The organism is Glycomyces buryatensis (genome assembly GCF_004912275.1).
GTDB classification, from domain to species: domain Bacteria; phylum Actinomycetota; class Actinomycetes; order Mycobacteriales; family Micromonosporaceae; genus Glycomyces; species Glycomyces buryatensis.
In genome coordinates, this window is record NZ_STGY01000061.1 from 16,633 (window position 1) to 30,500 (window position 13,868).

The following is a 13,868-nucleotide window of genomic DNA, read 5'->3' on the forward strand; positions in this document are numbered from 1 at the left end:
GGAGTTCAGGCGCGGGGACCAGCCGCAGACGATGGTCAGTTCAGCACGACCACCGTCCGCCCCGCGGGCCGTTCTCCCGCGAAGTACCGCAACGCCGCGAGATAGCGGCCCTCAGCGTCCAGACCGGACCAGCTCGCGGTGACGGTGTGCTCGCCCGCCAGGTCGGCCTCGATCGACTCAGGATCCACGTGGAGGCCGGGCTCAGCGTCCCCTGGCAGGACCCAGGTGTGCACCGTCGCGTCGACCCGCTCGGTCGGCGCGTCCCACGCGTGGACGAAGACCTGGTACGTGCGGCCCGGTTCCAGGTCGATCTGCTCGTCGGATCCCTCCTCGAACGGTGCGTCCGCGAGTTCGAGCGTCCCGTCGTCGAGCTGTTCGTAGACGATGAGGTCCAGGTCGGTCCCCTCCTCGTACTCCTCGCCGACGACCGCGACCCTGCCCATGGCGCCGTCGGCCGGCACGGCGAGCTCGAAGGACGCGGTCGCCTCGCCCTCGCTCGGATCGTCCACCGGGAAGTCGGTCTCGCCCGCACTCGCGAGATCGAACTGTTCGACCTGCGAAGCGATCGGGCCGGACGCGGCGATGTCGAGCGTCCCTTCGAACCCGGTGCGCAAGTCGATCTCGACGGCACCCTCCGAGCCGCTGCCGAGGACCTCGTGGGGCGCGACGACATCCACGGCTCGCACCGTGATCGGGCTGCGGACCTCGTGGCCGTGCTGGTCGCTCCAAGTCAGCGCGCCGAAGGACCATTCGCCGGCCGCGGCGTCGGTGCGGGTGACCGTGACGGTGAACGTCTCCGACTTTCCGGGGTCGATGCCCAGCGACTGGCGGTCCACGCTCACCTCGAAACCGGCCGGGGCCTCGATATTCGGAACGTAATCGGCGTACTCGTCACCCACATTGGTCACCGTCCGGGTGACCGTCTGCGAGCCGGGCACGCCGTCGACGGTGATCGAGGGATAGTTCAGGTCGCTCGCTTCGACGACGCCGAGTTCGGCCTCGCTGGAGGCGCAGGTCTCGCCGCCGTCGAGCTCCTGGAACTGGCCGACGGCGCAGCCGTAGGCGACCCAGTCCTCGGCGCCGGAGTCGTATACCAGGCCGGGATCGAACATGGACCGACCGTCCGCGTGCCCGGCGCCGAAGTCGAACGGCGTGGCGTCCTCGCCGCCGCGCTGGATCGGGCTGCCCTCGGTGTCGGTCTGGTATGCGGTGGTCATCAGCGCCGACTTGACCGCCATCGTCGACCAGTCGGGGTTGGCGGCCTTGAGCAGCGCGGCGAGCCCGGCGACGTGCGGACTGGACATGGAGGTGCCGCTCATGATGCCGAAGTCCTCGTCTCCGGCCAACGCGTCCGGGGTGTACCCGGCGAGGATCTGCACGCCGGGGGCGGAGAGGTCGGGCTTGAGGATGTTGCCGCCCGGCACACCGGTCGGACCGACCGAGGAGAAGGACGCCATCTCCGGCGCGGGGTGTTCGACCGACTCGAGCGGGTGCAGCGTCACGGTCGCCTCGTCGCCGCCGGAGGCGTACTCCTCCAGGGCGTCGCCGGCCTCGACGTCGATGTGCGCCGCGAGGATCGGATTCTCGGCGGGGTCGGCGCGGAGATCGTCCACCTCGGGGTCTTCGTTGTAGAGGATCATCGCCTCCCCGCCCGCATCGAGGACCTCTCGGCCCTTTTCATGGAAGTAGGCGCCACCACCGCGGGCGCAGGCGACCGCCCGGCCCGCCGCTGCGGCCTCGTCGAGGGTGCCCGCGAGGCAGCGCCTCGCGTCCTCGGGATCGGCTCCGTCGAGCGCCACCGCTTCGGCCATCACCAGGTCGAACTCCTTGTCCTGGCTGGCCCAGCCGCCGATAGTGCCGAACGGGAAGCTCTGGCCGTCGCCGAGGCTCAGCGAGCCTTCGACGGCCCGGCCGTGCGTGGAAGCGGCGACCGTGGTCACCCACGGGGCGGGGTGGGCCACGTTGCCCTCGTCGCTCGCGCCGCTGTTCCCGGCGGACGCCGCGACGAAGACGCCGGCGGCGGCGGCGTTGAACATCGCGATCGACATCGGGTCGTTCACGGTCTCCCGGCTGCCGCCGACGGAGAAGTTGATGACGTCGACGCCGTCGTTGACGGCGTCTTCGAAGGCCGCCACCGTATCCGAGGTCGGACAGCCGCCGCCGTCGAAGGGACTGCCCCAGCAGGCCTTGTAGAACGCCAGCCGGGACGCGGGCGCCAGGCCCGAGATCGTGCCGCGGGATTCGCCGTCCTGGACGAGGTCGGTCTCGGTTCCGGCGGCGGTGCTGCCGACGTGGGTGCCGTGCGACCAGTCGGACCGCGGCGACCTGGGGCCGTCGAAGCCCGCACCCCAGTCGGTGGTGTCGTACCAGCGGGCGCCGATCACCTTGTTGTTGCAGGTGACGTTGTTCGCGGGGTCCTCGTCCTCGCCCTCGACGCACTCGCCGCTCCACTTGGCGTCGATGACGTCCTGGTCGGGGCGGGGCTCGGGCAGGGCCGCGAACGATGGGTGCTCGGGCCAGAAGCCGTCGTCGACGACGGCGACCACAGTGCCCTCCCCGGCGTGCTCCCGGCCGCCGAACTCGGTCTCCCACGAGCCCTCCGAACCGGACAGTCCGAGGAAGTCGGGCGAGGTGTCCAGCTCGAGTGTCTGGACCGTGTTGGGGAAGACGCCGGCGACGCGCTCGTCGGCGGCCAGCTCGGTGGCTTCGGCGGCGGACAGTGTGACGGCGACGCCGTTGAACACGGTGTCGTACTCGGCCACCGGTTCGGCCTCGGCTACCTCGGCGAGGACGGAGTCGCGGATCCCGGCCAGGTGCTCGCGGTACTCCTCGACCTCCCGGGCGTCCTGTTCGATGATCTCGCCTTCGGCGGGCGCGGTGCGTTCCAGGCCCGGCAGGCCTCCGTTGTAGACGGCGACCGGGTCGTCCGCGAACTGGACGATGTAGTCACCGCCCCTGAAGGACTGGGCCGGTGCCGGGTCGGCCGTCTGGGCTTGTGCGGGAACGGCGACGGCGGCGATGGCCATCGCGGTGGACGTCGCGACGAGGGCCGCGGCTCTGCGCCGCCGGCGGTCGGCGGTGCGGGGTGGACGTGACGGTTCCACTGGGAGTCTTCCTTTCAGGGGGGAGTGTTCGAGCGGCGGGGATCGCGCTGAGTCGGAATGGATTTGGTCGGAGCGCGCCCGCTGCTGGGGAGCGGGCACGCTCCGACTGGCGCGGCCAACCCAATACCGCGCCGTTGGGGGAGTGGTCATTCAGTCGGGCCCGGTCGGTGCCGTGCGGGCCGATCCTGAGGAACGGGAATGGCAACGGGGAGAAGCCATCCCATGACAGTTCCCCTAAACAGGATGTTCGACTTATAAGAGCTGGAACCTTCCTGAAGCGGGAACAGTTCGACAATATGATTGCTTGAAGCGACAACCATCGTCAATACGAACAAGGCTCGCAGGGGGGCCGGGTCTCGGTCCCCCAAGCAGTCGGGGCGCGTGTTAAGAAAGTGGCATGGCAGGAGTGCGGCAGGGCATGGGCACGGAACTGGGGCAGTTCCTGCGCGCGTGGCGGGAGAAGACCTCCCCCGAAGACGTCGGTCTGGCGGCGGGCCCCGGCGTGCGGCGCACTCCCGGGTTGCGCCGCGAGGAGATCGCGATGCTCGCCGGGGTCAGCACCGGCTACTACCGACGCCTCGAGCGAGGCACGGAGACCCGCCCGAGCCCACAGGTGGCCAATGCGCTGGCACGGGCCCTGCGCCTGAACGAGGCCGAACTCCGCCACCTGCGGATATTGGTGGCGCGCGCCGACTGTCGGGTCGCGTCGAAGGTCACGCCGAACCGCTCCGTGCCGCCGGGCATCGAATTGATGCTCGAGAGCCTGCGGCCGTACCCCGCCGTGGTGACCAGCCGCAGCTACGACCTGCTGGCCGCCAACCCGAGCGGGATGCGGATGCTGGACGGCATCGAGGACCTGCCTCCCGAGAAGCGCAACCTCGCCCGAGCCCTGTTCCTGCAACCGGTCGCCCGGAAGCGCTGCGGCGACTGGGAGATCATGGCGCGCGGCTGCGTCGTCCGCCTCCGGAGGCTGGCCGCGACCGAGCCCCCCGCTCCGGACCATTCCGGACTGGTTCGCGAGCTGCGGGCCCTGAGCCGGGAGTTCGCCGAGCTCTGGGACCGCTACGAAGTGGAGGAACCCGTTTACGGCGAGAGGAACTTCCATCACCCCGAGATCGGCGAGGTCAAAATGGGGTTCCAGGCCATGGAGATCCAAGGGACCCCAGGGCACCGGCTGCTCTACTGCTTCGCCGTCCCCGGCAGCCCCGAGCACGAGGCGCTGCTGCGGCTCGACGGGAACATTCCGGCCGCCCGCCATTCGTTCGCGGCCGAGCAGAGTGAGACGGCCGTCTGAGGTGGCAGTGGAGCTGGAACCGGGGGGCTACCCTGATCCGCGTGTGCCCCCCTTTTGCTTGCCCGAGAAGGAACCGGATTGTCCAGAAGAATGACGGTCGCGGTCGTGGCGGGGCTGCTGCTCGCTGCGACGCTCCTCACCGGCTGCGGAATCGTCCCCGGCACCAGCGGCTGCGAGGCCGCCACCGTTGAAGTCACCGAGGTGAGCGCCGAATCCGGGACCGAGCCGATCGCGCTCACCGCCAGGCTCACTTCGGACGGTGCGTCCGTCGAGGGGGCCGAGATCGCGTTCTACCTCATTCGCAGTCGTGATGGGGAGGACCAGGCGCCGGAGTACGCCGGATCCGGCATCACCGACGCCGAAGGCCTCGCCGAACGCCGCTACGAAGGCGGCTCGCAGGACATCCTCGCGGCCACCAGCGAAACGCTTGAGGCCTACACCGCCGAATACACCACCGACGGGACCGTCGACGGCACCCGCTACTGCGGGGCCGACAGCGACCGCGCCGCCATCGATGTGCCATGCGCCGGTTTCGGCTGCCGCTGGTGATCCCGGATCGTCATTGCGGCCGGGCGAGGCTCCGCCCGAGTCGATGGACTCGGGCGGATCTTCTCTCGTCACGGGGGCACTCCCGCGGATGTCAAGGGGCGTATTGGATCCGCAGGTCGCCGATGCGGGTTTCGACGGTGATGGTGTAGTCGGCCTCGGCGGCGGGCACGGTGTCGATGTCGATGGCGCTGTCTCCGATACCGGTGTCGGCGTCCACGTGGTAGGTCATCCCGTCGGCGGGGACGGTGACGACGATCGAGCCCACATCGGAGCCCGCCTCGATGTCGCTCAGCACCTCGGCGAAGGACAGACCGATGCCGCCGGCGCTCGTCTCCACTGTGGTGTCGGTCGAGCGCAGGCCGCGGGCGTCGATGTCGCCCATGCCGGTCCGCAGGTCCACGACGCCGTCGAGACCCGTCGCGCTCACGTTGCCGAACGAGGTGCGGACCTCGGCCGCGGCGCCGGGCGGCAGGGCGATCTCGTAGTCGACCGCGCAGGACTCGGGCCTGTCCCGGAGCCACCCGCCCGACCCGCAGTCCGCCCGCGCCTCGAAGGTCCCGTCGGCCCGCCACTGCTCTGGGGTCTCGGGTTCGGTGCCCTGCCAGGTGGTCTCGCGCGACACTTCCAAGTCCGGGCCGGTGCTCGCGTTCAGGTTCACCTGTCCGACTTCGACATCGATCTGGACGCCCGAGACCGGGGCGGCGTACACCGCCGCGTCGCCCTCGCTGCGCTCCGGGGTGAGGGCGGACCAGATCTTGCCCCCGGCGGCGGCCACGGCCAGCAGCATGACCACTCCGGTGGCGATGCCGCCTACGATCAACCAGGCCCGGCGCCGGGCCGGTGCGGGGGTCGCCTTGTCCCCGGGACTGCTCTGCACGGTGGTCATCGTTCAGTCCTCTCCGCTCGCGCGCAGGTACTTGAGGATGGCGAGCACCCGGCGGTTGTGTATGTCTCTGCGCGGAAGGCCGAGCTTGGTGAACATGCTGTTGATGTGCTTTGAGATGGAGCCGTCGCTGAGGAACAGCGTCGCTCCGATGGCGCTGTTGGAATGGCCCTCGGCCATGAGCGCCAGTACTTCCCGCTCGCGCGGGGTGAGCCGATCGAGCTCGTCTCCCTGGCGGCGCACCAGCAGTTGCGAGACGACCTCCGGGTCGAGGGCGGTGCCGCCCCCGGCCACGCGTTCGACGGCGTCCAGGAACTCCCTGACGTCGGCCACGCGGTCCTTGAGCAGGTAGCCGATACCGCGGGGCCGCCCGGTCAGCAGCTCGGTCACGTAGCGCTCCTCGACGTACTGGGAGAGCATGAGAATCGGCAGGTCGGGGTGAGTGCGGCGCAGCACCAGCGCGGCGCGCAGGCCCTCGTCGCTCTGGTCGGGCGGCATGCGCACGTCGGCGACCACGAGGTCCGGGCAGTCGCGCTCGACCGAGCGCAGCAGCTGCTCGGCGTCCCCGACGGTGTCGATCACCGCGAAGCCGCCGACCTCCATGAGCCGGGCCAGGCCCTCCCGCAGCAGGACCGAGTCCTCGGCGATCACGACGCGCATGGCAACTCCACTTCAATGCTGGTCGGCCCGCCGACCGGGCTGGTGAGACGGAAGTTCCCGTCGACCGAGCGCACCCGGTCGGCCAGGCCCCGCAGTCCGGTGCCGCGGTCGGGATCGGCTCCGCCGGAGCCGTTGTCGACGATGTGGAGGCGCAGCAGCGCCGGTTCCAGCGAGACCTCGATGGCGGCCCGGGTGGCCTCGGCGTGCTTGGCGACATTGGTGAGCGACTCGCACGCCACGAAGTAGGCCACGGCCTCGATGTCGCGGGGCACCCGGCGGTCCATGACGACCTTGACGCGCACCGGGATCGGGGACCTGGCCGCGACCGCCGACAGGGCCGCGTCGAGCCCGCGGTCCTCCAGGATCGCCGGGTGCAGGCCCCGCACCAGGTCTCGCAGTTCGGCCAGCACCTGTTTGGACTCCTCGTGCGCCCTGGCGAGCGCCCGATCGGCGTCCTCCGACAGGTCGGGAATGGTCGCGCGGGCGATGCCGAGATCGACGGCCAGCGCGGTGATGCGCTGCTGGGCGCCGTCGTGGAGGTCGCGCTCGATGCGGCGGCGCTCGGCGTCGGCGGCGTCCACTGTGGCGCTGCGGCTGGCGGTCAGGTCGGTGATCCGCCGCTCCTGCTCCTCGCTGCGGAGGACGCCGAGCATCCGGCTCGCCGCCAGAGCGTCGAGCGCGGCGAGTCCCCGCGTGGTCCAGGGGGCCGCGAGCACCAGGGCGATGCCGAAGCCGCACAGGACATACGGATGCGCGAACTCGTTCCCCTCGCCCAGGTACAGCGGCGCCGCAATGAGCGCCAGTCCGAACGCCCAGGCGGCGACGGCGAGCCATGCGGCGCCGTAACCGAAGAAGACCGCGAAGACGTGGTAGCCGAACCGGACCCAGGTTCTGCGTTCCCCCAATCGCCTCACGAGCACTTGCGGATTGACGGTGAAGGGGACCGAGGAGGGCTCGGTGGGCAGGTCGAGGGAGAGGAATGCCCGGTGGCGCGACCGCTGGAGGGCGGTGAGCGCACCGCCGAGCTTCAAAATGAGCGCGCAGCCCACGAGCGGAAGTATGACGGTGGGCGCCCCGAACAGGGTCAAGATCAGCAGGAGCAGCAGTGTGAGACCGCTGGCGAAACCGATGATCCCGCCCGATACCAGGTGGGCGAGCGCCCGCCAGGTCGCCGGCGCCCAGAGCGCCTTGACCAATGCGGAGGGTGCACCGGAAACGGAGTCCATGTGGGAACTGTAGTTCCGCCCGGTATCCGGCCGCATCAGCGCTGTCTGCCGATGCCGGGGTGAGGTTATCTCCACCCCGTTGCCGCCGTGGATACCTCGGCCCTGGGGTAGAGACAACCTCACCACCGGATTGGAGGTTAAGACCGATGCGGTGGCACTCGACCGAAAATACCGTTGCGTCATGCGGCGGGAAGCAGAACCTGCTCACCCGTGCCCCTCCGGCCGGCACCTCGAGCTCGCAACGCTCGACCTCCCGGCGGATTCACGCGATTCGGAGATTGGTATGAGACCCGGAAATTCAGTGAACCTCAACTACATCCGCAACGACTTCCTGGGGAACAAGGGCGTGAGCTTCGCCCTCCTCATCGTCCTGGTCCTGAGCGCATTTCTCATGGCGACCGGCGCGATGGTCATGGAGCGCCTGTTCGGAGCGGTCGATCAGCTCTTCGAAGAAGCCCGGCCGTCGCACTTCCTGCAGATGCACAAGGGCGAGTACGACTTGGAGGCATTGGAGCGGTTCGCTTCGCAGCACCCCGAGATCGAAGCCTGGCACGTCCAGCAGATGGTCGGATTCGACGGCAAGACGCTGCGATGGGAACGCCCCTCCGACGGTGAATCCGGCGACCTCTCCCAGAGCCTGGTCGACAACCTCTTCGTGACGCCGAACCGGGAATTCGATCTTCTGGTCGAGAAGGACGGCACGGTCCCCGAACCGGCCGTGGGCGAGGTGTACGTGCCGGTGTCGGTCCAGCAGTCGCAGGATTTGCGGATCGGCGACCGACTGGAGCTGAGTTCGGGAGGCACCGTCCTGGAGTTCCAGGTCGCGGGCTTCGTGCGCGATGCGCAGATGGGCGCCTCGCTCGCCGAGTCGACCCGGTTCCTGGTCTCCGAGACCGACTTCACGGACGTGGAGGCGATGGACGGAGGCAGGCCCGAGATCATCGTCGGGTACCGCCTCGATGACGAATCCGCGGTGCCGGACTTCCAGCGCGCCTACGAATCCGATGCGGCCCTGCCGCAGCAGGGGCAGGCGGTGACGATCCAGATCATCCGCCTCGTCAACGCGTTCAGCGACGGACCGGTCGCGCTCGCGCTGGTGTTCTCGAGCCTGCTGCTCATCACCATCGCGCTGCTGAACGCGCGGTTCGTGATTCGCGGGACGCTGGAGGACGAGGTCCGCGAGATCGGCGCGATGAAGGCGATCGGCCTGTCCGACAAGGCGATCATGGGCCTGTACATGTCGAAGTACCGGGCCTTGGCCTTGTTCGCGTGCCTCATCGGCGGGTTGCTCGCCGTCGTCGCGACGAACCTGCTGACGCAGTCGGTACAGGCGAACTACCCCGAGGCGCCGCCGAGTCCGGCGACGTTCCTGGTGCCGGTGGGGGCGCTGCTGGTCGTGTACTCGGTGGTGGTGGTCATCTGCCGCCGGGTGCTGGGCAGGATCCGCAAGATCGAGGTCGTCGGTTCGCTCGTCCACGGCACCACGCAAAGTGAGAAGCAGACGGTCCGCCGCGCGAGGCGCGAGGCGCGGACGGTGCGGAGGACCAGTCTGACCACGTACCGCGGCGGGAACGTCTCCCGGCGTCTGGCAGTGCTGGACCTGCGTCTCGAAGCGGGGCAGTGGATGCTGATCCCCTTCGTGTTCTTCCTCGCCTCGGTCCTCATGACCCTGCCGCTGAACCTGTTCACCACCTTCGACAGCCCCAGGTTCGTCACCTATCTCGGCGTCCCCGAGACCGACGTCCGCGCCGACGTGGCGTTCACGGACGACGCCGACGCGATCCGGGAGGCGATGGTCGCGGACATGGCCGAGGACGACCGGATCAGTGGGACGCAGACCTTCGCCAATGTCGAGTACCAGATCGAGGGCGAGGTGGGCTGGGAGGGCCTCGGAGTCGAGATCGGCGACTACGGCTCCAACTCGGTCCGGTACGTCGACGGCGAGCGGCCCGCGGAGGGCGAGATCGCCATGTCCCTGCTGAACGCCGAGAAGTACGGTCTGGGGACCGGCGACGAGTTGACGCTGCGCCGCGGCGAGGAACTGACGACCGCCGTCGTCTCTGGCGTCTACCAGGACCTCACCTCGGGAGGTCTGACCGCCAAGATGCAGGGCGAGGTCCCCGGCGGCGCCGATGCCTACGTGGTCTACGCGGACACCGTCGGCGGGGCCGATGCCGCGGCGATCGCGTCGGAGTACGGCGACCGCTTCCAGAGCGCCGACGTGGTCCCCATGCGCGAGTACGTCCGGCAGACCATGGCGTACGTGACCGACGCGTTCAAGCGGGCGGCCGTGCTGGCGTTCGTGTTCGGTGTCGGAGTCGCGCTGCTCATCACCTGCCTGTTCTTGAAACTGCGATTGGCCAGTGACCGCCCGAAGATGGGCATGCTCGCCGCGATCGGCTTCTCGACCGGCGAGATCATCGCGCAGGTCCGGTGGAAGACGCTCCTGGCCGCAGGTCTCGGGACCGGGATCGGCCTCGCGTTCGCGGCCGTCCTCGGCGGACCGTTCGTCGGCGCCCTGATCTCGATGGCGGGGCTCGGCATCTCCAACCTCGCGTTCATTCCCAACCCCTGGCTCACCTATGTCGCCTACCCGCTCGTCCTGATAGCCGCGGGTTACCTCGGCGCGCTGCTCCTCACCGCCCGCTTGCGCGGCGCTGACAAGAGCATGTGGATCCGAGGCTAGAGAAGAGGAGTACGACCATGTCCCACACACACAATGTCATCCTGGAATGCACCGACCTCTCCAAGACGTTCTACTCGACTGAACCGCCCACCGACGTTCTGGACGGCATCGACCTGACGGTCGGCGACGGCGAGTTCCTCGTCGTCATGGGCGCCTCCGGGTCGGGGAAGTCGACGATGCTCTACAACATCAGCGGCATGGACCGGCCCACCGGCGGCCGTGTCGCGCTCGGGGGCAAGGAGATCACGTCGCTGACCGATGCCGAGATGAGCCGAGTCAGGCTCACCGGCATGGGGTTCATCTTCCAGCAGGCGTACTTCCTGAAGAACCTCAATATCCAGGACAACATCCTGCTCCCCGCGCTGAAGGCCACACCGAAAGACCGGACCGGTGCGGTCAAGCGGGTCGACGATCTGATGGAGCGCTTCGGCATCGCCCACATCAAGCGGCACGGCATCACGCAGATCTCCGGCGGGCAGCTCCAGCGCGCCTCGATCTGCCGGGCGCTCGCCACCGAACCCGCGATCCTCTTCGCCGACGAGCCCACCGGGGCGCTGAACAGCACCATGACCGCCGAGGTGATGGACGCCCTGACGTCCGTCCACCGTGCCGGCACCACCATCGTCCTGGTCACGCACGATCCCGCCTGCGCGGCTCGGGGCGACCGGGTGGTCTATCTGCGCGACGGCCAGATCCTCGACTCCCACGCGATGGGCGCCTGGACCGAGGAGGGGGCTGAGCGGCGCGAGGACGACATCTTCGCCTGGCTCGCGAAGAAGGGGTTCTGAGGGAGGAACGCCGGGCCGCCCGGGGGAGTTCCCCCCCTCCGGGCGGCCCGCCCCGACGTCTCCGGGGCATCGAACGAAACCGCTGTGTACGAGGTGCGCGGCGGTTTCGTGCTTTCCGGGATCACGTCCCGCCCGTCACACTGTGAGCGCCGGTGACAGCCCGCCAGGGGCCGCGACAGGATGGGGACAGTCCGGTGACAGGGCGTTGGGCGATTGTTGTCGCAGCGAAGAAAACCAGACGACAACCCGTCGGCGACGAACCAGCAGGAGCACACCACCATGGCTACTTTCAACACCCCCGGGCCGATCTCGGCCACGGTCGACATCATCCTCGGAGACATCCGCTTCAATGCCACCGGCCGCGCCGACACCGTGGTCGAGGTCCACCCGATCGACCCGTCACGGCAGCTGGACGTCGAGGCCGCCGCCGACCGCCGTTAGCGGGCATGTCCCTGATCCGACCCCGCAGCCGCTGATAGGGCTCGAGCTCTGATGCGCGATGGTTTTAGGTGTCCCACTCGGGGCACTGCACAGGCTTGTATGGGTCTTCAGCTCGCGCAGGCCTTTTTGTGTGAATGGTGGGGTTTCGAGTCGGCCTTTGCGGCGGAGTATCGCCAGTTGACCTGGACATGTTATCGTCGCCCTCAGCTGGCGCACGTTGGAAGGTGGATGATGACGGAGTCCTCCGAAGCATCGAGGCAGGTGACCTCCGCCGCGTTCACCCAACTCAGTGAGGGCATGCGAGGATCCCTTCCTCAAGGTTCTAGAACCGGACAGTTGCTGCAGGCTGCCTCTAGCCCACCTTGCGACATCTGATGGAGACCGCAGACGCCATGTGGCCAAGAATCTCGATCAGCCGGGTTCGCATCGAGAACTTTAGATCGATTCGAGCCTGCGATGTCGAGCTGGGTTCACTGAATGTACTGGTCGGGCCGAACGCTGCGGGCAAGTCCAACTTCATGGATGCAATCCGATTCACCTCTGATGCCTTGTCGTACTCGCTCACCGATGCCATTCAGCGGCGGGGAGGCCTGCGGCAGATCCTCCATATGGCGCCTGGCTCCGGCGGATCCAATGCGGCCGCAATGTCGATTGGACTTCATCTTCATCGTCCTGAATCTGGTGACGCGCCCGCAGGGGACGCTCGCTACGAGTTCGCCGTTGGGAGTGATTCCACTGGCAGGGCCGCGGTGCTGTCCGAGCGTTTCGAAGGGTTCGGCAGCTGGGAAGACGCTGGGATCGCCAGAAGAGACGACGCGGCGGCCTTCGGCGATCGCGGCGTTGCCGAACTCCCCCTCGGGTTCGAGCTAGATCCCGGCAGCCTGGCCCTGAATCAATATGCGGGCACCGATCCAAGACGTGCGGTAGTGGACTTCTTCAAATCCGCCAGCTTCTACGACTTGCACATGTCCGCGTTGCGCGGCATTGATGACAGCGACCCGGCAATGCGTCCCGACAGGCTTGGGCCGCATGGTGAGCATCTGGGCCATATTCTCGGCCGCATCGCCGAACTCGATCCCGATGCGAAGGAGACGCTCGACGCGTACCTCTCCGCGATGATCCCGAATGCGATCGGCTTGGACCAGCGTTCAGAGTTGGACGGGACGGTCTCCGCAGTCGAGGGCCGCTTCGCCGCTAAATCAGGGGACACCGAGCTGAAGGTGCAGCGGTGGGCGCTCTCCGAGGGCACCCTTCGACTGGGCGGCATTCTCGCCGCATTGCTGCAACCTCACGTGTTCGATGGGGCCATTCCGTTCATAGGCATCGAGGAGCCGGAGAAGGCTCTGCATCCACCCAAACTGGGTCTGCTCTACGAAATCCTGGCGGCGGCATCGCAGAACACTCAGGTAATGGTCACTACCCAGAGCCCAGATCTATTGGACAACAAGGAAGCCAGACCTGAACACATCCTCGCCGTGGAGAACATCGACGCGGCGACGGTGGTCGGCCCACTGGACGAGGTCGGATGCAGTCTCTTCAACGACAAGATCCTGACCCTGACCGAACTTCTGCGAGTCGGTTCCATGCACCCCGCGCGTGTGAATCCGGAGACCGAGGGTCCCGACGGGGAGCCCGCATGACAGTCCCCGTGATCGCACCGATCGTCGAAGGCCACGGGGAAAGGGAAGCAGTGCAGGCACTCCTGGCGCGGCTGCTGCCCTGGTTGGACGATCAGCGGTATGTCCATGTACATCCGCCCAACCGTAAGCCCCGCGATCTGCTGCTCAAGAGCCACGGCCTTGCCGCAGCGCTTCGCGAGGCGATGACGCTCCGCCCGCTTCCGAGCGGAGTGCTGATCATGATCGACGCAGACGACGAATGCCCGATGACCTTGGCGGAACACCTTCGCGACCTTGCCAAAGTAGTACATCCCGACGCACCGAGTTTCGTGGTCATCCCAAATCGCGAGTTCGAGGCCTGGTTCCTCGCAGCGGCATCCTCATTCGCGGGCAAGTTCGGGCTGCCCGAGGACCTCCGCCCACCGCCCGACCCCGAGGCGATCCGCGACGCCAAGGGCTGGTTCACCAAGCGGATGCCAAGGGGCCGACCGTACAAGCCAGCCGTTCACCAGAAGCAGTTCGCCAAGCTCCTCGACCTCGATGCCGCCCGGGGGAGCTCGCGGTCATTCCGCAAACTCTGCTCCGACCTCGAACGCATTTTGACTTGATCCCGCTCGA

The 13,868-nt window shown here is 68.1% G+C and carries 11 protein-coding genes; 7 read left to right on the top strand and 4 right to left on the bottom strand.

The annotated features are described in order from the left end of the window. Positions 1-35: 35 nt before the first annotated feature. The gene (locus FAB82_RS28415; protein WP_168801641.1) at positions 36-3,104 is read right to left on the bottom strand and encodes a S8 family serine peptidase; all 3,069 of its coding nucleotides are present in this window, start codon (positions 3,102-3,104) and stop codon (positions 36-38) included. A gap of 397 nt (positions 3,105-3,501) precedes the next feature. Here FAB82_RS28415 and FAB82_RS16550 point away from each other — a divergent pair, with 397 nt between their 5' ends. Then, positions 3,502-4,398 carry a helix-turn-helix transcriptional regulator gene (locus FAB82_RS16550; RefSeq protein ID WP_136535648.1) on the top strand — a complete coding sequence of 299 codons (897 nt, stop codon included), beginning with the start codon at positions 3,502-3,504 and terminating at the stop codon, positions 4,396-4,398. 78 nt (positions 4,399-4,476) lie between these two features. Further along, a complete protein-coding gene (locus FAB82_RS16555; RefSeq protein ID WP_136535649.1) occupies positions 4,477-4,947 on the top strand; it encodes a hypothetical protein in 471 nt (156 codons plus the stop codon). A gap of 91 nt (positions 4,948-5,038) precedes the next feature. Here FAB82_RS16555 and FAB82_RS16560 read toward each other — a convergent pair whose 3' ends face one another. Genes FAB82_RS16560 through FAB82_RS16570 form a run of 3 tightly spaced genes read right to left on the bottom strand, consistent with a single transcriptional unit; the run spans position 5,039 to position 7,716 of the window. Then, on the bottom strand, positions 5,039-5,833 hold the full coding sequence (locus tag FAB82_RS16560; RefSeq protein WP_136535650.1) for a DUF4097 family beta strand repeat-containing protein: 795 nt from the start codon (positions 5,831-5,833) through the stop codon (positions 5,039-5,041). A gap of 3 nt (positions 5,834-5,836) precedes the next feature. Beyond that, complete coding sequence (locus FAB82_RS16565) at positions 5,837-6,490, bottom strand: response regulator transcription factor (protein WP_136535651.1); 654 nt, start codon at positions 6,488-6,490, stop codon at positions 5,837-5,839. Beyond that, positions 6,478-7,716, bottom strand: coding sequence for a sensor histidine kinase (locus tag FAB82_RS16570; protein WP_168801642.1), 1,239 nt, complete (start codon positions 7,714-7,716; stop codon positions 6,478-6,480). Before FAB82_RS16570 ends, FAB82_RS16565 begins: the two co-directional genes overlap by 13 nt. 301 nt (positions 7,717-8,017) lie before the next feature. Between FAB82_RS16570 and FAB82_RS16575 the strand changes: the two genes are divergently transcribed. The 5 genes from FAB82_RS16575 to FAB82_RS16590 all read left to right on the top strand — a co-directional run bounded on the left by FAB82_RS16575 (position 8,018) and on the right by FAB82_RS16590 (position 13,858). Then, on the top strand, positions 8,018-10,402 hold the full coding sequence (locus FAB82_RS16575) for an FtsX-like permease family protein (protein ID WP_211116641.1): 2,385 nt from the start codon (positions 8,018-8,020) through the stop codon (positions 10,400-10,402). A gap of 17 nt (positions 10,403-10,419) precedes the next feature. Beyond that, complete coding sequence (locus FAB82_RS16580) at positions 10,420-11,190, top strand: ABC transporter ATP-binding protein (RefSeq protein WP_136535654.1); 771 nt, start codon at positions 10,420-10,422, stop codon at positions 11,188-11,190. Between the two features lie 279 nt (positions 11,191-11,469). Beyond that, entirely contained in the window at positions 11,470-11,631 is a 162-nt protein-coding gene (locus tag FAB82_RS27185) for a hypothetical protein (RefSeq protein WP_168801643.1), read from the top strand. 374 nt (positions 11,632-12,005) lie between these two features. Continuing rightward, on the top strand, positions 12,006-13,271 hold the full coding sequence (locus tag FAB82_RS16585) for an AAA family ATPase (RefSeq protein WP_136535655.1): 1,266 nt from the start codon (positions 12,006-12,008) through the stop codon (positions 13,269-13,271). Beyond that, a complete protein-coding gene (locus FAB82_RS16590) occupies positions 13,268-13,858 on the top strand; it encodes a DUF4276 family protein (protein ID WP_168801644.1) in 591 nt (196 codons plus the stop codon). The genes FAB82_RS16585 and FAB82_RS16590 overlap by 4 nt, the downstream gene beginning before the upstream one ends. Positions 13,859-13,868 lie beyond the last annotated feature (10 nt).